The organism is Glaesserella sp. (assembly GCF_041817755.1).
In the GTDB taxonomy this organism is placed as follows: domain Bacteria; phylum Pseudomonadota; class Gammaproteobacteria; order Enterobacterales; family Pasteurellaceae; genus Glaesserella.
The window spans coordinates 1-19986 of sequence record NZ_JBGYBX010000063.1; the positions used below are offsets into that span (position 1 = coordinate 1).

At 42.0% G+C, this 19986-nt stretch carries 18 protein-coding genes and 1 tRNA gene; 10 read left to right on the forward strand and 9 right to left on the reverse strand.

What is annotated here, in order from left to right:
- Positions 1-182: 182 nt before the first annotated feature.
- From ACEYKX_RS09990 to znuC, 3 genes are all read right to left on the reverse strand, one after another.
- Positions 183-983, reverse strand: a complete 801-nt coding sequence (locus tag ACEYKX_RS09990) for a class II glutamine amidotransferase (RefSeq protein ID WP_373766993.1) — start codon at positions 981-983, stop codon at positions 183-185.
- A 126-nt stretch (positions 984-1109) separates the two neighbouring features.
- Positions 1110-1895 carry a zinc ABC transporter permease subunit ZnuB gene (gene znuB, locus ACEYKX_RS09995; protein ID WP_373766994.1) on the reverse strand — a complete coding sequence of 262 codons (786 nt, stop codon included), beginning with the start codon at positions 1893-1895 and terminating at the stop codon, positions 1110-1112.
- A 39-nt stretch (positions 1896-1934) separates the two neighbouring features.
- Complete coding sequence (gene znuC, locus ACEYKX_RS10000; protein WP_373766995.1) at positions 1935-2729, reverse strand: zinc ABC transporter ATP-binding protein ZnuC; 795 nt, start codon at positions 2727-2729, stop codon at positions 1935-1937.
- Positions 2730-2881: 152 nt separating this feature from the next.
- Between znuC and mepM the strand changes: the two genes are divergently transcribed.
- From mepM to dapA, 7 genes are all read left to right on the forward strand, one after another.
- Positions 2882-4564 carry a murein DD-endopeptidase MepM gene (mepM, locus tag ACEYKX_RS10005; protein WP_373766996.1) on the forward strand — a complete coding sequence of 561 codons (1683 nt, stop codon included), beginning with the start codon at positions 2882-2884 and terminating at the stop codon, positions 4562-4564.
- Positions 4565-4584: 20 nt separating this feature from the next.
- Positions 4585-5271: a bifunctional protein-disulfide isomerase/oxidoreductase DsbC gene (gene dsbC, locus ACEYKX_RS10010; RefSeq protein WP_373766997.1), complete on the forward strand. Its 687-nt coding sequence runs from the start codon at positions 4585-4587 to the stop codon at positions 5269-5271.
- 113 nt (positions 5272-5384) lie between these two features.
- Positions 5385-7100 carry a single-stranded-DNA-specific exonuclease RecJ gene (gene recJ / locus ACEYKX_RS10015; protein WP_373766998.1) on the forward strand — a complete coding sequence of 572 codons (1716 nt, stop codon included), beginning with the start codon at positions 5385-5387 and terminating at the stop codon, positions 7098-7100.
- Positions 7101-7228: 128 nt separating this feature from the next.
- Positions 7229-8071: an OmpA family protein gene (locus tag ACEYKX_RS10020; protein WP_373766999.1), complete on the forward strand. Its 843-nt coding sequence runs from the start codon at positions 7229-7231 to the stop codon at positions 8069-8071.
- A 79-nt stretch (positions 8072-8150) separates the two neighbouring features.
- Positions 8151-8969 carry a pyridoxal phosphatase gene (locus ACEYKX_RS10025; RefSeq protein ID WP_373767000.1) on the forward strand — a complete coding sequence of 273 codons (819 nt, stop codon included), beginning with the start codon at positions 8151-8153 and terminating at the stop codon, positions 8967-8969.
- 10 nt (positions 8970-8979) lie between these two features.
- Positions 8980-9498 carry an N-acetyltransferase family protein gene (locus ACEYKX_RS10030; protein WP_373767001.1) on the forward strand — a complete coding sequence of 173 codons (519 nt, stop codon included), beginning with the start codon at positions 8980-8982 and terminating at the stop codon, positions 9496-9498.
- A gap of 113 nt (positions 9499-9611) precedes the next feature.
- Positions 9612-10502, forward strand: coding sequence for a 4-hydroxy-tetrahydrodipicolinate synthase (gene dapA, locus ACEYKX_RS10035; protein WP_373767002.1), 891 nt, complete (start codon positions 9612-9614; stop codon positions 10500-10502).
- A 156-nt stretch (positions 10503-10658) separates the two neighbouring features.
- On the opposite strand, the gene ACEYKX_RS10040 is transcribed toward dapA, so the two are convergent.
- Positions 10659-11003: a SirB2 family protein gene (locus ACEYKX_RS10040; protein ID WP_373767003.1), complete on the reverse strand. Its 345-nt coding sequence runs from the start codon at positions 11001-11003 to the stop codon at positions 10659-10661.
- Positions 11004-11012: 9 nt separating this feature from the next.
- Entirely contained in the window at positions 11013-11543 is a 531-nt protein-coding gene (gene yjgA / locus ACEYKX_RS10045; RefSeq protein WP_373767004.1) for a ribosome biogenesis factor YjgA, read from the reverse strand.
- 155 nt (positions 11544-11698) lie between these two features.
- Here yjgA and pmbA point away from each other — a divergent pair, with 155 nt between their 5' ends.
- Positions 11699-13048 (forward strand): metalloprotease PmbA, encoded by a 1350-nt coding sequence (pmbA, locus tag ACEYKX_RS10050; RefSeq protein ID WP_373767005.1) that lies wholly within the window; start codon positions 11699-11701, stop codon positions 13046-13048.
- A 50-nt stretch (positions 13049-13098) separates the two neighbouring features.
- On the opposite strand, the gene ACEYKX_RS10055 is transcribed toward pmbA, so the two are convergent.
- Positions 13099-14583, reverse strand: a complete 1485-nt coding sequence (locus ACEYKX_RS10055) for a nicotinate phosphoribosyltransferase (protein WP_373767006.1) — start codon at positions 14581-14583, stop codon at positions 13099-13101.
- 368 nt (positions 14584-14951) lie between these two features.
- Between ACEYKX_RS10055 and ACEYKX_RS10060 the strand changes: the two genes are divergently transcribed.
- Positions 14952-15902 carry a Gfo/Idh/MocA family protein gene (locus tag ACEYKX_RS10060; protein WP_373767007.1) on the forward strand — a complete coding sequence of 317 codons (951 nt, stop codon included), beginning with the start codon at positions 14952-14954 and terminating at the stop codon, positions 15900-15902.
- Positions 15903-16226: 324 nt separating this feature from the next.
- On the opposite strand, the gene ACEYKX_RS10065 is transcribed toward ACEYKX_RS10060, so the two are convergent.
- From ACEYKX_RS10065 to ACEYKX_RS10075, 3 genes are all read right to left on the reverse strand, one after another.
- Positions 16227-16303 (reverse strand) — tRNA-Val (locus tag ACEYKX_RS10065).
- A gap of 70 nt (positions 16304-16373) precedes the next feature.
- Positions 16374-17192, reverse strand: coding sequence for a bis(5'-nucleosyl)-tetraphosphatase (symmetrical) ApaH (apaH, locus tag ACEYKX_RS10070; protein WP_373767013.1), 819 nt, complete (start codon positions 17190-17192; stop codon positions 16374-16376).
- A gap of 95 nt (positions 17193-17287) precedes the next feature.
- Positions 17288-19267, reverse strand: coding sequence for an exoribonuclease II (locus ACEYKX_RS10075; protein ID WP_373767008.1), 1980 nt, complete (start codon positions 19265-19267; stop codon positions 17288-17290).
- Between the two features lie 183 nt (positions 19268-19450).
- Here ACEYKX_RS10075 and ACEYKX_RS10080 point away from each other — a divergent pair, with 183 nt between their 5' ends.
- Entirely contained in the window at positions 19451-19630 is a 180-nt protein-coding gene (locus tag ACEYKX_RS10080; protein ID WP_373767009.1) for a hypothetical protein, read from the forward strand.
- Positions 19631-19986: the final 356 nt, after the last annotated feature.

Genomic DNA, 19986 nt, shown 5'->3' on the forward strand with positions numbered 1-19986 from the left:
AATATGATGAAGTTTTGCCACCTCGCGGATACCAACATCCTGCTCGATGACCAATTTGATAATGTCTAAACGAAATTGATAAGGATGGGACATAATCTGCACCTCAAATTAGGTGTCCAAGTTTTGGGGTGCAGATCATGTCATCGTTTACAAGCGGTCTGTTTCGTTTGAAATTTTACAAATTAAACATGGGGTTTACATTCAGGTAATGAGCCTTCCACTTCGAACAGCACATCACCGTCTTTAAAGAAAACATAGCCCCCGTTTTTCATTTTTGTCCATGTTTCATTTTTGGTCAGGGGTTGTGTCGTGATAATGACCACTTTGTCCGATTCTTTTGTATATTCGCGGAAATCGATCATCACGTCATCATCACGCAATGCCGTGCCGAAAGGCGCTTTACGGCAGACATAATGAAGATTGGTCGAACAACGGGCGATCATCCAATGTCCGTTAGAGAGAATAAAGTTAAATACGCCGTGAGTCGCAATGTTGCTTGTGATTTCCATGACGGCATCAAAAATGTCTTTTTCGGACGGTTTTTTTGAGAAGCGTTCTTTTAAACCCGCCGCGATACAACAAAATGCCGCTTCGGAATCCGTGGTACCGATCGGTTGATAGTGGTTGTTCGGGCAAACCGTAATATTTTCAACGGTACCGTTATGGGCGAATACCCAGTTTTCCCCCCAAATTTCGCGGATGAACGGGTGGGTATTTTCTAAATTGACATCGCCGCGTGTTGCTTTTCGAATATGGGCGATCACATTGTAAGATTTGATTCGGTATTGATTGACTAAATCCGCCATAGGCGATGAGGCGCCCGGGCGGTTATCCCGAAAAATTCTGACGCCTTTTCCTTCGAAAAAGGCAATACCGAAACCATCCGTATGGTGGTCTGTCAGCCCCGCACGCCGTCGAAAACCTTCAAAAGAAAAGGTAATGTCCGTCGGCGTATTGCAATTCATTCCTAATAATTGACACATAATTTACTTCTTTTTATTTTGCTTATTGTTGACATTATCACACCGCTTGTCAGAGACCTGACAAGCGGTGTGATTTAAACGAAAATTGACAAAAATTTCAATAGATGAAATTAGATTTTCTTGATCTTAATTATATTCTTTTTTACAGAGTGAAATTAAGAAGAGTAATCCGGCGCAAACGACGACGGAAGGTCCTGCCGGTGTATCTTTGACGGCGGAAAAAGCCAGTCCGCCGGTTACGGCGAGGATACTGAATAAAATGGCATAGCCCACCATACCTTCGGGCGTTTTGGCAAAACGTCTTGCCGTGGCGGATGGAATGATGAGTAAAGAGGTGATGATTAATGCGCCGACAAATTTCATACTTAATGCGATGGTGAGTGCGGTAAGCACCATCAGTAACAAACGCAGTTTGGAAACATGCAGCCCTTCAATTTGTGCCAATTCCGGGCTGACGGTGATGGAGAGTAGTTTTGTCCAAAACAAGGCAAGAATGCTCGCAACGCATATGACGCCGATGCCGATAAAGATGACATCATTAAAGCCGATAGCCAAAAGGTCACCGAAAAGATAAGACATTAAATCAACACGGACGTTATCCAATAGGCTGATGGTAAGTACGCCCAACGATAAGCTACAGTGAGCAATAATCCCCAAGCTGGTATCAATGGCGTGATTTGAATGACGTTCCAGCCAAACTAAGCCGAATGCCAATAAAACGGTCATTAAAATAACCGCAAGGTAAGGATCGATGTCTAAAAAAATACCTAGCGCCACACCAAGCAGTGCCGAATGAGCAAGGGTATCGCCGAAATAAGCCATTTTACGCCAAACGACGAAAGCTCCGAGCGGTGCCGTAATAAAGGTGAGTAACACTCCTGCAAGCCAAGCAGGAAATAAAATATCGAACATATAACCTCGGTTTGAGTAGAACGTGTGTTGTTTGAGGGATTAATGTCGGCAGTGACTTCCGCCGCAAACATCACCGTGCAAATCGTGATGGTGGTTGTGGCGGTGCGCATAGAATGCCACGTTTTTGGTAAATTGATCGCCGAATAAATGAATAAAACTCGGATCCGTTGACACGATTTCCGGCGTGCCCGCACAACAAATGTGTCGATTGATACACAATACTTCATCCGTATTTGCCATGACAATGTTTAAATCGTGTGAAACCATTAAGATCGCACAATTTAACCATGCCCGAGTTTTATTTAATAGTTGATAGAGTTCGGTTTGCCCTGTAATATCCACGCCTTGCATCGGTTCATCTAAAACCAATAATTGCGGTTTGTTTAAAATCGCACGCGCCAATAAGACGCGTTGCAATTCTCCTCCGGACAGTTTTTGCATACTGTTTTCCGCCAAATGCGTAATGGAGAAAAGTTGCAGAGCTTCCGTTATGGATGTTTTTGCAGTATTTGGTTTGAGTGATAAAAATTTTTGCACGGTGATCGGCATAGAAGGATCAAGGTGCAACTTTTGCGGAACATAGCCGATTTTTAAGCCTTTTTGGTGTGTGACTTTCCCTTTTGTCGGAGATAAAAGCTTTAACAGCACTTTCAGCAGGGTGGATTTTCCTCCTCCGTTCGGTCCGACAATTGTGGTGATCGAATTAGGGTAAAGGCGAAGGTGTATGTTTTGTAATACGTTCTGTCCGCTGAATTCAACGTCAATAGCATCCAGCGTCACAAGAGGTGCTTCGGAGACGGTTGACTTCAGTGGCTTGATTTGCTTAATTTGCATGGCATTAAAATTTTTATGGATATAAACCGCTAAAAAGGTAGCGGATTTTTGGTAATTTGACAAGAAATGTGTAGGGAATTTTTTTCGCTTACATATGTCTATGTGGAATCATTATAAAGAAGCGTAAAAAACGAAAGAATTAGGACAATATTTTGCAACACGTTATTTTTGCAAGAGATCGCAGACGAAAAAAACATCGCCTCAAAGTGTTCATCTTTTTACTGGCGATACTGTCTGTTTTTATCGGGATCATGTTGGCGATACAGAGCCAAAACCGTCAGACCGCTGATCGGAATGCAATCCCGACGGTTCGGCACGAACAGCAAACTATGACCGAGCCGTCATCCCAGACATCGGATCAAACGGAGAACGTGCAGATAACTTCATCCCGACAAAGTGAGACGGAAACCAAACAAACCGATGGAGAGCAAGTTGCCGCAGAAACATCGCAAGTGCTTTCCGCAATAACGGAAGCGGAATCTGCGCCAAAATCCGGCGAACAAACCGCAATTCCGCCGATCGCATTGGAATTGAACGATGTAGCTCAATCCATTGTGCATGAAGAATTAACTTATATCGATATTGATCCGAATGATGTGGAATCTCAATATTCCGGTGACATGGCGGAAGACCCAAATGCAACGTCTTATGAGGATGAATTAACCGACAAAGATGATGAAGTTGAAGTTGCCGACAGTACGGCGGTTGCCGAGGGATTATCGCAAGAGGCGGAAAATGTGTTGGAAGACTTTTTGGATATTGCCGATCAAGCCATTCGCATTCAAAACCAGTTCAGCTATACCGTCACTCGGGGAGATAAGCTTAAAGACGTTTTAGAACAGTCAGGGTTGGGACCGGCGACAGCAAAAGCGTTGGAAAAGAAATTTCCGCAATTGACCGGTTTACAACCGGGACAGCAATTTTATTGGATTTTGGATAAAGAAGGTGAGCTGGAATACATGAACTGGCTCATCTCGGAAAAAGAAGAGAAGATTTTTGAGCGTAAAGAGAAAAATCAATTTTCCGTTCAAACCATACAGAAAAAAGGGATTTGGAAACAGGATGTCATTAAAGGGACGTTAAGCGGTGATTTCAGTGCCAGCTTGAAAGCGGTAGGATTATCACAGCGCCAAATCAATCAGTTGGCAAGCGGCTTGCAATGGCAAATTGCGACGAATAAACTGAAAAAAGGTGATAAATTTGCCATTTTGGTTAAGCGTGAATATATCAACGGAAAAGTGACGGACTTGGGTAATGTTGAAGCCATTCATATTATCAGCAGCAGAAAAAGCTACTATGCGATTCAAGCGGAAAACGGACGTTATTATAGCCGTCACGGGGAAACGTTAGGAAAAGGATTTGCGCGTTATCCGTTACAGTTTACGCCGAGAACGTCATCACCGTTTAATCCGCGTCGATTACATCCGGTGACGCGTCGGGTCGCTCCGCATAAAGGGGTGGATTTCGCTATACCGACCGGTACACCGATTATTGCACCGGCGGACGGTGTAGTGGAGCATATAGCTTACCAAGCCAACGGTGCGGGGCGTTATATTAAATTACGCCACGGAAGCCAATATACCACAGTGTATATGCATTTAAGTCGGGCGCTGGTCAGAGTCGGTCAAACGGTTAAGAAAGGTGAGCGGATTGCCTTGTCGGGTAATACCGGACGTTCTACCGGACCGCATTTGCATTATGAATTTCATATTAACGGTCATCCGGTCAATCCAATGACCGTCAAGTTACCCGGTACGGGATCCGGCATGCCGGATAAAGAACGTAAGGCATTCTTAATGAAAGCCCGATATGTAGAAACTAAACTCAAAATATAATGGTAAAAGGAGTCCTTTCAATGGTAAAAAAACTAAGTACGTATGTCGGTCTTTCCTGCTTCATTGCAACAGCTTGGGCAAACGATAGCGTATTGCTGAAACAGCTTGAACAAATCGGTGCGACAAACGTAAAAATCAGCGATTCGGTATTACCCGGATTTAAAACGGCGGTGTCTGATCAAGGTGTGATTCAAATCAGTCAAGATGGTCGCTATGTGATCCAAGGTCAGATCTTTGAGTTGAAAGACGGAAAAGCGATAGATATTACCAATAAAGCGTTATTATCGGAATTAAATGCGCTCAGTCATGAAATGATTGTTTATCCGGCAAAAAATGAAAAACATATTATCACCGTATTCATGGATATTACTTGCCATTACTGTCATTTGTTGCATTCGAAAATCAATGAATACAATGAGTTAGGTATTACGGTACGCTATTTGGCTTTCCCTCGTAAAGGATTGGATAATCAAACCGCGAAACAAATGGAAGCCATTTGGACGGCGCCGGATAAAGCGTTTGCATTAAATGAAGCGGAAAAAGGAAACCTACCTAAAGAAGTGAAGACGCCGAATATGGTAAAAAAACATTATGAATTAGGGATTAAATTCGGTGTGAACGGTACGCCGAATATGATCACGGAAGAGGGCGAAGTAATCCCCGGCTTTGTTGAGCCTAAAGCGCTTTTAGCCATGCTGAACGAATAGCCTTTTCCGATATTTTACAAGCGGTCGGATTTTACAAAATGTTTGCAAGATCCGACCGCTTGCATTTACTGATTTTAAATATCAACAGTTAGCCTATAGTAAAAAAACATCCCGTGAATAAATTAATCAAGCGTAGAACTTTACTTACCTCCACCGTTTTATCCGAACATCCTCTACTGAATCGAATTTATCAAAGCCGGGGAGTAACGTCGACAAAAGAATTGGAGCTGACATTACAGGGGTTACATCATCCCGGTTTATTAGCAGATATTGAGCAAGCGGTAGATTTACTGGTACAAAGTTATTATGCGCAATCGAATATTACGGTTGTCGGCGATTTTGACGCGGATGGTGCAACCAGCACTGCCTTAGCCATTTTGGCATTACGCCAATTTGGTTTTAAGCATATCGAGTATTTGATTCCCGATCGTTTTTCCCAAGGCTACGGATTAAGTGTGGAGATTGCCCGTGAAGTCATTGATAAAGGTACCGAAGTTGTATTGACCGTCGATAACGGGGTTTCATCTTTTGAAGGCATTGAACTGCTTAAATCCCACGGCATTAAAGTTTTGGTAACCGATCACCATTTACCGTCGGATCGCTTACCGAATGCCGATGCGATAGTCAATCCGAACTTGCCGAATTGTACTTTTCCGTCGAAATCACTTGCCGGTGTCGGCGTGATTTTTTATGTGATGATGGCGCTGCGGGCTAAATTACGAACGGAAAACGCTTTTCCACAAAAAGAGCCGAATATTGCCGAGTTGTTGGATTTAGTGGCGTTAGGCACTGTTGCCGACGTTGTTCCGCTGGATTATAACAATCGGATTCTGGTGAATCAGGGGCTTAATCGGATCCGAGCCGGTGTTTGCCGTGTAGGCATCCGTGCGTTGGCGGAAGTGTCAAAACGTGAATTGAGTGCATTACAAGCCAGTGATTTGGGTTTTGCTATTGCTCCGCGACTAAATGCGGCGGGAAGGTTGGAAAATATGTCGTTAGGTGTTGAACTGTTGATTTGTGAAGAGGCGGAGCGTGCTCGACAGTTAGCGTTAGAGTTGGATTCATTAAATCAAACGCGTAAAGAATTCGAACAGGAAATGAAAGCGGAGGCGTTGGCGATTTGTGCTAAATTGCCTCAATTAACCCGACAGGAGCAAGCTCACGGTATCGTATTGTATCAGCCGGATTGGCATCAAGGTATTATCGGTATTTTAGCCTCACGGATTAAAGATCAGTTTTATCGCCCGGCGGTTATCTTTGCTCAAGAAAGTGAAGAAAGCGAATATCTCAAAGGATCAGCCCGTTCTGTTTTCGGTTTGCATATGCGGGATCTGTTAGAAAGAATCGACACTTATCAGCCGGATGTGATCGTGAAATTCGGCGGGCATGCCATGGCGGCGGGGTTGACAATTCATCAGGATAATTTCACCAAGTTCCAACGGTTGTTTGACGAGATAATCAATGAGTTTATCGATTTGGAGGAACTGCAAAGCGTGATTTATACGGACGGTGAATTACAAGCGGATGAATTTAATTTGCAGACAGCGGAATTATTAAAACAAGCGGGCCCTTGGGGACATAATTTTGCAGAGCCGGTTTTCGAAGGCGATTTCCGTATTATTCAGCAACGTCTATTGGCGGGAAAACATTTAAAAATGTTGGTAGAAAATAATCAAGGCATGCTGTTGGATGCTATTTGTTTTAATATCGATGTAAGAAAGTACCCGGATTTATCGATTAAACAGGCAAAATTGGTATATAAATTAGATATAAATGAGTTTAAAGGAAATCGCCGTTTACAATTATTTATCGAACATATATCGGCATAATCAACGCTAAAAATGCTAGAATAAAATAAATTTGTATTGTAAAATCAACAAGCCTCTGTACCATTTATGGTAATACGAGTCATCTGAATGAAGTTTTTCCAAACTCAATTTTATAAGGACAACCTAAGATGAAAAAAACGACTGTTTTACGTGGATTGTTATTATCAGCTGTCGCTCTTGCTGTTGCCGCATGCGGTAACTTAAGCGATGTATCTAAAGAAGGTACAACGGATAATCCAGTATTCCCAGATATTTCCAAATCAAAATTTAACCATGACGGTTCTCAATTCGGCTCATGGCCAAACTGGCAAAACGTACGTCAGGTTGAAGCCGGTATGAATAAAGACGAATTATATAATTTACTCGGTCGCCCGCATTTTAGCGAAGGATTATACGGTGTGCGTGAGTGGGATTATGTATTCAACTACAGAGAAAACGGCGTTCATAAAGTTTGCCAATTCAAAATTTTATTTGATACAAACATGAATGCACAGAGTTTCTATTGGTACCCGAACGGTTGTAACGGTAACTCAACCTTTAATTTAAGCAGCGATTTCTTATTTGACTTTGATAAAGCAACATTAACCGCAGAAGGTATTGAAGTGGTCGATAATGTCGCAGCACAATTAAAAGCATCAAATGCTGAAGTGGTGACAGTTGCAGGCTACACAGACCGTTTAGGCTCAGCAAAATATAACATGAACTTATCACAACGTCGTGCAGAAACCGTAAGAGCGCGTCTAGTTGAGCAAGGCGTCACCGCACCGATTGAAGCGGTAGGTCACGGTAAAGCAAAACAAGTTAAAGCATGCTCAGGCGAGTCAGGAAACGCATTAAAAGATTGTTTACGTCCTAACCGTCGTGTAGAAGTGAGAGCAAACGGTGGTGTGGTACCTCAAAGCGATGTAGCGGGTCCTAACGGTCCGGCTCCGCTTTACGATACACCGCATTACAACACGAATGCTAAATAATTTACTGATTTAACGCTCATTGCGTAGTAAAATAGGAAGGGTGAGAATTCACCCTTTCTTTTTGTCTACGGAGAAACTTATGTCTTACCAAGCTATCGCTTTTGACCTCGATGGTACACTACTTTCCAGCCAAGCCACTATTCTTGAATCCAGCAAACAGGCTATTAAAAAAGCACAAGAGAAAGGGTTAAAGGTTTTTATCGTGACAGGGCGTCACCATACGGCCGTTCGTCCTTATTATGCGGAATTAGGGCTAGATACCCCGGTAGTTTGTTGTAACGGCACTTACCTTTATGATTTTCAACGAGACGAAGTCTTGGTATCAAATCCGCTAACGGCGGATCAAGCGACCTTTTTGGTTAATTCGGCAAAAGCGGAAGGTATTCATGTTGCCGTTTATATGCGCGATGCAATGACTTATGAAGTACTTAATGCGCATTTTACGAAGTTTTTAAAATGGGTGAATGCTTGTCCGGAACATGTTCGACCTGATGTGAGACAGGTTAACGATTATCAGCCGTTTATTGACGGTGGAACAACCATTTGGAAAGTATTGATCAGCGATCCTGATTTAGAAAAAATGCAAAATTTTGTGAATAACTTACCGCTTGATCAATTTAGTCCGGAATGGTCTTGGGTCGATCGGGTGGATATTACCCGTACGGGAAACAGTAAAGGCAGCTGTTTGGCAGAATTATTGAAGCGTGAAAACATTGAGCCGGCAAATGTGATTGCTTTCGGTGATAATTTTAATGATATCAGCATGTTAAAGTTAGTCGGAATGGGCATTGCTATGGGCGGATCAGAAGAGGAAGTGCAACAAAATGCGAAACTGACTATCGGCTCAAATAATGAAGACAGCATTGCATCCGCATTAGAAAAATTACTGCATATTTAAGGATATTTGAATGAAAATCCGCAAAGCAATATCCTCGGATTTTAATGCCATTCTTTCTATTTATAATCAAGCGATCCCAACTCACCGAATTACCGCTGATCTTTACGTTGCAACAACAGAAAATCGGAGAGATTGGTTTGAATTTCATCTGCATAGTGAAAAATATCCGCTTTGGACGGTTGAAGATGAAAACGGGATTATCGGTTGGTTCAGTTTCTCACCTTTTTATGAGCGTCCGGCTTTCATTCATACATCCGAAATCAGTATTTATTTGGATGAATCCGCCAAAGGGAAAGGCTATGGTTCGAAAATCATTGAATATATGCAAGATGTGATGTTATCCCATGGGATTAATACATTAATGGCATATGTATTTGAATTAAATCAAACCAGTATGAACTTAATGAAAAAGCACCATTTTGAATGTTGGGGGCGTTTTCCTAATATTGCCAATATGGGAAAAGACGAACAAGGCGCAGAAAAATGGCGCACATTATTGATAATGTCTTATCAAAAAGGTATTGAATAATGTGTTCGAATAAAAAACTGACACTATTATGAGGAAAATGCTTGCATATTTAAGCGTTATTTTGCAAGCTATTCAAGTTATTCATATTTAAAAACATACAGGAGATGATGAACATGGCAAAACCTTTATTTTCAGGTAGTATCGTCGCATTGATTACTCCAATGAAACACGGTGAAATTGATTTTGACGGTTTAAAGGAATTAGTGGAATTTCATATTAATGCCGGAACGGACGCTATTGTATCGGTTGGTACGACGGGTGAGTGTAGTACCTTAAGCATTGATGAAAACGTTAAAGTGATTAAAAAGACGGTTGAATTTGCCGCCGACCGTATTCCGGTTATTGCCGGTACGGGATCCAACTCTACGAATGAAGCGATTATTATGACGAAATTAATTGCGAACAGTGGTGTCGTCGGCTGTTTAAGTGTCGTACCGTACTATAATAAGCCGACTCAAGAAGGTTTATATCAACACTATAAGGCTATCGCAGAGTGTACTGATCTTCCTCAAATTTTATACAACGTACCGGGAAGAACAGGGACGGACTTAAAACCGGAAACCATTGCACGTTTAGCAAAAATTCCGAATATCGTCGCAGTGAAAGAAGCAACCGGTGATTTAAGTCGTTTGCCGTTGATAAAAGAATTGGCTGGAGAAGATTTTATTTTCTTAAGCGGTGATGATGCAACAGGTTTAGATTCGATGAAATTGGGCGGACAAGGTGTTATTTCCGTAACCAATAATCTTGCTGCGGCAGATATGGCAAAAATGTGTCAATTAGCTTTAGCCGGTCGGTTTGACGAAGCGGATGCGATTAACGAACGGTTAATGGATCTACATAAAAACTTATTTGTTGAAGGGAATCCGATTCCGGTGAAATGGGCGGCATATAAGATGGGACTCATTAGCGAGCCGACATTGCGCTTACCGTTGACTACATTATCCGAACAATATCAGCCGGTCATTTTAGCTGCACTTCAAAAAGCGAATTTAGTGGTATAAATGAATATATCGATAAACCGAGAGTTATAATTACTGTCAATAGTTAACGGTAACATTTTGGTTGACGATACCAAGAAACAAGCGGTGAGTTATGTCGAATATTTTGCAAAATTATCGGCATAACTCACCGCTTGTCAGTCAAATACAGATCCGTTTTTACTTAAATGCGGCAATAAGCATAACCAGCATAAAGCTGACGACGGCGAGCAAAAAGTGTTTGATAGAAAAGCGTTGCCCTTTTTTGAAAGCTTTGACGGTAAAGACAATATACAGCACAATAAAAAAGAGTTTGGCGATCATCCAGCTTTGTAAACTTAAGCCAAACGCGATAAATAGCCCGATGCCACTGGCAAGTAACAGCGTATCCACCGCATGCGGTGCGATTTTCAGTAAGCGGTATTGCCGCCAATCAATGGCTTTGGCGGAAAGCACACCGCGTAAAAGCAGTAATCCCAGACTAAGGTAAGCCGAGCCGATATGAGACCAAAATAGCATTTCCATGTAATGTCCTTATTCCTCGAGAATGACCGATTTTAAATATTGATAGATTTCACGGTAATGCTTCGGCGGTTTGTTTGCTTCTTTTTCTTTTTGCGCCGCGCGAACCAAATTTCGTAAGTATTGGCGGTCTAACGTCGAATATTCCGCCAATAAAGCGTCTATTGCCGGATCGCCCTGTGTAATCAATTGATCACGACATAATTCCAATTTATGCAACAATGCCAATTGCTGATTATGTCGGTTCTGTACTTTATCCAATGCTTCTTGGATCGGTGCCGGATCTTGTTTGCGCAAGAGTTTACCGATGTATTGAATTTGACGACGACGCGCTTCCAAGCGTAATTTTTGCGCCAATTCAACGGCTTCACGCAAGGTGTCGTCAAGCGGCATTTTGGCTAAATTTGCTGCATTGAGCTCAATTAATTGTGAACCTAACTTTTTAAGATGTTCGGCATCTCGTTTAATTTCACTCTTGCTGACCCAAATGATCTCTTCGTCGTCATCCGTCCAATCTATTTCATTTCGCTGCTTTCGAGCCATGATGTATCCTTTTTCTATGTAAAAACTTGCATAGTCTAGCAGAAATTTAAGGTAGAATGCGTGGAATTTGGATAACAAGCGGTGCGTTAGGCAATGAATTTTGCAAAAAATGGGGAAGATCTGACCGCTTGTTAAGATGAGGTATAGGAAAACATATGGCATTAGTCAACAAAGCAGAATTGCAACGTCAAGAGCAATTACTCAAAGAGGCTGTGGATACGGCATTATCATTCGCGCAAAAGGCAGGCGCAACGGCGGAAGTCGGGGTAACCAAAGTGGCGGGGCTATCGGTCTCAAGCCGCTTAGTGCAAACGGAAAATATTGAATTTAACAACGACGGCTCGTTAGGAATTTCGGTTTATTTGGGGAAACGTAAAGGCAATGCATCAACTTCGGATTTACAGCCGCAATCGATTCGACAAGCGGTCGAATCGGCATTAGCGATTGCAAAATATACTTCGGAAGATGAGTGCAGCGGTTTGGCGGATAAGTCCATGATGGCATTCGATGCGCCGGATTTGGACTTGTATCATGAGGCGGATATTGATGTTGACCAAGCGGTACAATTGGCCATTGAAGCAGAGCAGTATGCATTAAATACCGATGAAAAAATAGTTAACAGTGACGGTGCAACGTTTAATTCACACAGCGGTGTTCGGGTTTACGGCAATACGCACGGTATGCTGCAGGGCTATTTATCCAGCCGTTATTCGCTTTCGTGCAGTGTGATTGCCGCACACGGAGAGGCGTTGGAACGGGATTATGAATATACGATTTCACGTCAATTTGATCAGCTGGCTTCAGCAGAATGGGTCGGCAGACAGGCGGCGATTAAAGCGGTTGACCGTTTGAACCCGCGTAAATTGCCGACCTGCGAAGTCCCGGTGATTTTTTATAACGATGTTGCAACGGGATTAATCGGGCATTTAGCCGGTGCAATCAGCGGCGGTGCGCTGTACCGTAAAGCCAGTTTCTTACAAGATAAATTGGGCGAGCAAATTCTGCCGGGCTGGTTTGAAATCATGGAACAGCCGCATTTGTTACGCCAATTGGCGTCTTCTCCTTTTGATAGTGAAGGCGTGCGGACAACGACACAACAAATTATCCGAGACGGGATTTTGCAAACTTATCTGCTCACGACCTACAGTGCTAAAAAGTTGGGAATGCAAACAACCGGTCATGCCGGTGGCATTCATAACTGGCAGGTCAAACCAAACCGACGTGGCGGTTTGGGTGTGCTGCTCAAAGAAATGGATACCGGCTTACTGGTGACCGAAATGCTCGGTAGTGCAATCAATGGTGTGACGGGCGAGTATTCCCGCGGAGCTGCCGGCTTTTGGGTGGAAAAAGGCGAAATTTGCTACCCGGTCGCAGAAATTACTATTGCGGGTCAACTGCAAGAAATGTTTAAAAATATCATTGCCGTAGGGGATGATATCGAGCATCGCTCAAATATTCAAACAGGCTCTGTTTTATTGGAAACATTGAAGATTTCAGGCGAATAGCTCAAAGGCGGGTAGACAAAACGGTATTGGGTTTTGTCTCCCCCCTGCTATTAAAGGACAAAATCTTCGGCTAAATTAGCTCGGATTTGGTCAAAATTCGTGGTTTTCACCAGCTTGCCGTTCTCAAAAACTACCTCTAACAAATCATCGCTGAAATCACTGTCAGCGGTTAGCCCGTCAACATAACTATCCCATGTCGGTACTTTCACTCGCCCTTTTTGGGATTTTTTCAAGCCGTTGTCGGTTTTAGGGTTTTTGAAAATGGCTTTTTCCACGCCGTTAATCGTAATGGAGGTGGCTTTTGTTGCGAAACCAAGAGTATCGCGGGTGTGATGTTGGTAGGTGAGTGAGCCGACACCAAAGACGATATTACTGGAGGCAAAGCCTTTGGCTTCCAATCCGGCTAAAATGCGAACGGTTTTTTCATAATTCACGCCGTCACCATAAATGGCGCCGATATGCGGATCCAACACTTTATAGCCTTTATTATTCACATGACCACCGAAAATATCCCATAAACATTCAATTAAGCCTTTGCGCTCGTGTTCCGTGTCGGCATTTGGATTACCGCAAACGATAAAGAATGAATCGCCGCTGTCAGGTCGAATAATCACTTTGGCATTATCCGGCCTTGCCATAATTTCCTCCTTGAGGATCGGCAGGTTAACCGTAATGTTGTGCCAGAAATCGGTGGTATCCGACACTATCGACACCATTGAATTCGGGTGTTTTGCCATTAAGTAGCGAAAGGTCGGTAGTTCGTCGATACCGTGCGCACTCATGACGGAATGTTCCGAGGCGGGAATCGACGTACCGATCAGCCCGCTTGCACCGTAATAACCTTCAACAAAAGAGATTGCCGGAATAGTATCGGTACCGAGAAAAGCGGTTAAATGGCCGGCTCCGGATGTTTCCGCCGATTCAAGCGAACTCATCCCGCGCATAGAAAAATCATGGGCTTGGAACGGAACATGATCAAGGTTATCGCAGGTTCTAAGGGCAAATTCGGTTAACGTCAAACGATAACGACGGGCGACGGAAGCTGAAACCATCGGCTGCCACATCGAGACATTGATGAGCGTTTCCAAATAATTGGTCAACCAATAAAACTCGGGATGGGTATTTTCGATCGTCAACACCGGTACCCGAACGGCCACACTTTTTCCCTCCGGAATTGTTTTAATTCTAAGGGGCAAATACCCCAAACGATGTAGGCGTGCAATATGCTCACCCGTTTCGGTTTGATTTAAGGTTCGTGCAATAAAATTAACATATTCTTGAACGACTTCCCGTTCGGACCGGGAAAAGAAATTGTCATTAAAGTAATGAATCAGATATTTTTTGATAAAGGCTTGGAAACCGAAGGAAACGACACGATCCAAATGCGGTGCGAGTTTGTTACTTCGAGGTGTAAGCGTGCTGTAGATGACCTCGGCACCTTCGGGATATTGAAGACGATGTGAAATCTTATAAAAATCGCACAAAAGAACAGGTACGGCGGTATTACGTTGGATTTTAGTTGGCGTGTATTGCATATATTCCCTCAAACTGCGATGGCTTATGCAGTGAGTATAGCAAAATTGGTTTTTAAATATAAATCATATATTACAAAATTATAGTAAATTTAAGTTTATTAATTTAAAAATGTGATTTTTGCGCTATCTTTTGGTGGGTTATGTAAAAAGTCAGAGATTGTTGCATTTTATGTATAATCACAGTTTTTCTGTTTGATTGTACAAATTAACAGATTGAACGGAAAGAAAATGAATGGTAAATTAAAAACATCAATCATACTGATTTTTTATCGTGATTTTTAATTCTGATTAACAATTATACACCACTTGGCAATAAAAATAACACCTCAACTTAGTTAATAAATTTGAAGTCTATCAAGGAAGCTAACATGAAAAATTTTGCGCTTATTGGTGCAGGAGGCTATATCGCGCCTCGCCATTTAAAAGCGATTAAAGAAACCGGTAATAATTTAGTTGTCGCAATGGATATTAATGATTCCGTCGGTATTATGGACAGTCATTTTCCTGGCGCTGAATTTTTTACTGAATTTGAAGAATTTGAAGCATTTGTGGAAGATCAAAAAATCCAAGGAAATAAATTAGACTATATTTCAATCTGCTCACCGAATTACTTACATTTATCTCACATGAAATATGCATTAAAAAATGGTGTTGATGTGATTTGTGAGAAACCTTTAGTGCTCAATTCCAAAGATTTGGATTCTCTTGCTGAATATGAGAAAAAGTATGGTGCAAAAGTGAATTCTATCTTACAGTTACGGTTGCATCCTACCATTATTGCTCTAAAAGAAAAGATACGCTCGGCACCGAAAGATAAAATTTTCGATATTGACTTAACTTATTTCACCTCTCGCGGAAAATGGTATTTAAAATCGTGGAAAGGGTTTAATGCTAAATCCGGCGGCATAGCAACCAATATCGGCATTCATTTTTATGATATGCTTTACTTCATCTTTGGTAACGTAATCAAAAGCGAAGTGCATTATCGTGATGATAAAACGACTTCAGGTTATTTGGAGTATGAAAAGGCAAGAGTTCGCTGGATTTTATCAATAGATTCAAATCATCTCCCCAAAAATGCGGTACAAGGAGAAAAACTCACCTATCGCAGTATCACTATTGAACATGAAGAATTGGAGTTTTCTAACGGATTTATGGACTTACATACATCTAGTTACCAATTAGTGTTGCAAGGAAAAGGTTTCGGTCTCGAAGAAAGTCGAGCTGCGATTGAAACTGTTGAAGCAATTCGTCTCGCACCTATTATTGAACATCCAACAAATCCGCATCCGTTATTGGCAAAAATAAAAAATCAATAAAGTAAGCCCTTGAAACGTTGTGTATCAAGGGCTTACTTTATGTCCGAAAGCAGGTTGAAGATGTTTTAATATGTATGGATAGATTTGTAAAAGGCTATAAAAAAATCCCTCACCAAAAATAAGGGATGTAAGAATGGCCATTCGTGCCATAGTAACCGCAACTTTTAAGATACTAGCACGCGGTTACTAAAACGGTTACTAAAATTTGCGGTTAAATACGATAAAACGCGGTATAAAACGACAAGTTAAAGATACAAAAAAGCCCTTGAAACGTTGTGTGTCAAGGGCTTTGCGATAAGTTACGTTAAGTAACGATAGGAATAATGGTGCGACTAGCTGGACTCGAACCAGTGACCCCCACCATGTCAAGGTGGTGCTCTAACCAACTGAGCTATAGTCGCGTAAAAACGGAGCGAATTCTAAAGAAAAAAATAAAAGTGCGCAATAGGGGAGAATGTTGATTGCTTGTTTTTAATTCGCTTTACGTCTGTTTTGTGTAAAAACACGCTTATCTTCCCAGCGCAGTAAGGTGAGATGATTTCCCCATACACAACCGGTATCTAACGCATAGATATTTGTCGGAGTCGGATAGCCGATTAAGCTTGCCCAATGACCGAAAATGATATTTCGTTCTTTAAACAGCGGATTTTCTAATTCAAACCAAGGTTTAAGTACTGCAGGGGCTTCTTCCACCGGTAATTTGCAATCAAAATCCAACCTGTTGTCCGTGTAACAAAAGCGCATTCGGGTCAGGACATTGGTGGTGTAACGCCAACGGGCAATTCCCGTTAGCGAATCAGACCAACGATCCGGCAAACTATCATACATTTGGCGTAGAAAATCGGTGTAATGATCGCTTTGCAAAACTGACTCGACTTCCTTTGCACACGCCAATGTGGTTGCCAAATCCCATTCAGGGCTAATTCCGGCATGAACGAGGATGAATTTATGCTGCGGATGTTGTGCGACAAGCGGTCGGTTTCGCAGCCAATTTTGCAAATCTTCACGATCTTCCGCTTGAAATATCGCATCGACTTTATCTTTAGGCTTGACGGATTTTATACCTTGCAAGGTCGAAAGCAGATGTAAATCGTGATTGCCTAAAACGACAGTGGCTTTATCTCCGAGAGATTTCACATAGCGAAGACAAGATAAAGAATCATCGCCACGAGCAACCAAATCACCGGTTAGCCAAAGTTCGTCTTGGGTAGGATCAAAATTAACTTGTGAAAGGAGTAATTGAAATTCTTCGAAACAGCCGTGTAAATCGCCAATAATATAAGTCGCCATAAATTCTCCCGATGGGTTTGGAATAACAAACGGTAAGATGTCATCCATATTTTGCAAATATCGGATGTTATCTTACCGCTTGTAAAGGTAAAAGACTAGATAACCAATTCACCGACGATAGAGCGGGTTTCCACCCGCACTTCTTTGAGTTTTACCTTCACCGCTTGCCCGATTTGGTAAGCTTTTTCACCTTTGATGTAAAGAGCGATTTCTTCTGAAGAGAAGAGCATTTCTTCTTTGTTATTATGCAGAGTTGAGAATGGAACAAAAACCGAAGCCCCATTTTCAATCATTTTAACCCGCAAACCGCCACGAGAAACATCGTGGATTTCACCGTCAAATGCTACGTTTTGTTCCACCATTGGTTCAAGATAACGGGCATAAAGCCAGTCGGCAATATCACGTTCAACCATACGATTTTGCTTACGAGCTTCCTGTAAACGACTTAAAATGCTCTCTTCCACAGGTTTCGCTGTTTGGTTTGCCAACACTTGTTTGATCAAACGATGATTGACCATATCGCCATATTTACGAATCGGTGATGTCCAAGTTGCATAATGGCTGATGCCTAAGCCTAAATGCGGAGCTGAGGTTGCTTTAAATTCAGCAAAGGTTAAATAGCGACGTAAACGCATTTCTAGGAAGTTTTCAGGGAATTGTTCAATATCACGACGCATTTCGCAATAGCCTTCAAGGGTACTTAAACGCTCAGGGGAATAGCGTTCGGATAAACTTTCACGATTTTCATCATTGGCAAGGGTATCCAGTAAGAATTTGCGAGCGGGCTCTAGGTTTTTGCTATCAAAACCTGAATGGGTATTAAATACGCCTGTATGTGCATATTTGTCTAAAAACTGTGCTGCAGAGATATTGGCGATAATCATTGATTCTTCGATCATTTGGTTAGCGATACGGCGATAGTCAATGTGAATTGCTTTGATCGCACCGTCTTCTGCTAACTCAAAGCTGTAATCGCCTTGTTCTTTAAATAGCAGTGCATTTTTGCTACGCCAGTCGATACGAGCAAGGGTAAATTGGTGCAACTGGTCGATTTGTTGTGCGGTTTCATCACAGTCCGGTGTCCAGTGATTTTCGACTTTTTCGAGATAATCAGACACTTCATCATAGACCAAACGCGCTTTAGATTCGACCCAAGCGGACACAAAGCGAGTTTCACCCACCACATTTCCACTTAAATCTGTTTCAATATAGCCGACTAACGCCGGGCGTTTTTCATTCGGTACGAGAGAGCAAAGATCATCAGACAGCTCTCGTGGCAACATCGGAATGTTAAAACCTGGGAGGTAGTTGGTGAAACCGCGTTGGCGAGCAGCTTTTTCAATCGCGGATTGCTCAGGAATGTAAGCGGTCGGATCGGCAATCGCAACCACTAAACGCCAGCCTGTTTGCGTACCGTTTTTGCTAACCGGTTCAACATATAACGCATCGTCCATATCTTTAGTGCTAGCACTATCAATGGTTGTGAAATAGAGATGCGTCAGATCTTCTCGCTCAATCTGATCGTGTAGCGCATAGTTTTTTTCATTTGCAACAGGTTCACGGGGCTGCTCGTGACGAGCCAATGTCACCCACCACGGCGCAAAATTATCGTCCGCTTTACAGATAAATTGGGTCACTTGAGCGAAGAAAAAGCGATCATCACGCAATGGGTGTGTTTTCAACTGTGCCACTACCCAATCCCCATTTTCAAGGGTTTCGGTGACTTTTTTCTGCGTATTGGCAGGAATAAAATTATTGATATTTGGGTGATCAACAGCTAATTGTAATTTTCCGTCTTTGTTAAAACGCACTTGAGCGATAAAACGTTCTAACATTGGCTCTAATAACGCGTCAATTTCAACTTGCTCTTTATCTCCGTCACGCTTTACAACGGCTTTGACTTTGTCGCCGTGCATCACTTTTTTCATTTCCGCAGGGGGAATGAAATAGCTATTTTTCTCACATTCTAAAAAGCCATAGCTTTTATCTGACGTTTTTACAACGCCTTCAACATATTCTTTACTTGCTTCAATCTGTTGTTTTAATTGAGCTAATAGGGGGTTATTTTGGAACATAGTTTCTCGTGTTGATAAAAATAAAAAGCGGTGCGTAATGCACCGATATAACTGAAAAATTATAGCGGATTTAAGACTATCTGTCCGAGAAATTTATGATTTTTTCGATCGCTATCGAAAAAATAAAAAACGCTGAAAAGTTGTGCTATGATGCCTGTACGGTAACAAAAAAGGAAGAACACAATGGAAAAAGAATTGTTTGAGCGTTTGATAAAAGGAATGGAAGAAATGGTCGCCATTGAAAAAGGCGAAATAGAAGTACCACCACATCGTATTCACAGGCATAAAATCCCCAAACCCAAAGTAAGTAGAACTAAAATTTCACTTGAGAAAGGCAGGGATAGGGGGAGTGAGGTTCTTTAGTTTGTTTGACAAGCGGTTAAATGTGATGAAAATTTTACAAGGTTTTGCTAAAATTTTGCTGTTTCTATAAGCATTAATTAATAGGAGTAATATTTAATGGAAGTTATTTTTTGGATAATTGTTATTTGTGTAGTACTGTCTGCATTTGGAGGTGGTTCATCTTCATCTCGCCGTTCTAGTTCGAATAGTACTAAAACTACCTCGACATCATCTTTAAGTAGAGATACCCTAATGAACGTCCAACGTCCAACGTCCAACGTCCAACGTCCAACGTCCAACGTCCAACGTCCAACGTCCAACGTCCAACGTCCAACGTCCAACGTCCAACGTCCAACGTCCAACGTCCAACGTCCAAC

Coding starts and splice junctions, on each gene's coding strand:
- ACEYKX_RS09990 (WP_373766993.1), bottom strand. CDS start 983: ATGTGTCAATTATTAGGAATGAATTGCAATACGCCGACGGACATTACC.
- ACEYKX_RS10040 (WP_373767003.1), bottom strand. CDS start 11,003: ATGGAAATGCTATTTTGGTCTCATATCGGCTCGGCTTACCTTAGTCTG.
- ACEYKX_RS10080 (WP_373767009.1), top strand. CDS start 19,451: ATGGAAAAAGAATTGTTTGAGCGTTTGATAAAAGGAATGGAAGAAATG.
- ACEYKX_RS10020 (WP_373766999.1), top strand. CDS start 7,229: ATGAAAAAAACGACTGTTTTACGTGGATTGTTATTATCAGCTGTCGCT.
- ACEYKX_RS10075 (WP_373767008.1), bottom strand. CDS start 19,267: ATGTTCCAAAATAACCCCCTATTAGCTCAATTAAAACAACAGATTGAA.
- dapA (WP_373767002.1), top strand. CDS start 9,612: ATGGCAAAACCTTTATTTTCAGGTAGTATCGTCGCATTGATTACTCCA.
- yjgA (WP_373767004.1), bottom strand. CDS start 11,543: ATGGCTCGAAAGCAGCGAAATGAAATAGATTGGACGGATGACGACGAA.
- znuC (WP_373766995.1), bottom strand. CDS start 2,729: ATGCAAATTAAGCAAATCAAGCCACTGAAGTCAACCGTCTCCGAAGCA.
- ACEYKX_RS10030 (WP_373767001.1), top strand. CDS start 8,980: ATGAAAATCCGCAAAGCAATATCCTCGGATTTTAATGCCATTCTTTCT.
- pmbA (WP_373767005.1), top strand. CDS start 11,699: ATGGCATTAGTCAACAAAGCAGAATTGCAACGTCAAGAGCAATTACTC.
- ACEYKX_RS10025 (WP_373767000.1), top strand. CDS start 8,151: ATGTCTTACCAAGCTATCGCTTTTGACCTCGATGGTACACTACTTTCC.
- apaH (WP_373767013.1), bottom strand. CDS start 17,192: ATGGCGACTTATATTATTGGCGATTTACACGGCTGTTTCGAAGAATTT.
- ACEYKX_RS10060 (WP_373767007.1), top strand. CDS start 14,952: ATGAAAAATTTTGCGCTTATTGGTGCAGGAGGCTATATCGCGCCTCGC.
- dsbC (WP_373766997.1), top strand. CDS start 4,585: ATGGTAAAAAAACTAAGTACGTATGTCGGTCTTTCCTGCTTCATTGCA.
- znuB (WP_373766994.1), bottom strand. CDS start 1,895: ATGTTCGATATTTTATTTCCTGCTTGGCTTGCAGGAGTGTTACTCACC.
- ACEYKX_RS10055 (WP_373767006.1), bottom strand. CDS start 14,583: ATGCAATACACGCCAACTAAAATCCAACGTAATACCGCCGTACCTGTT.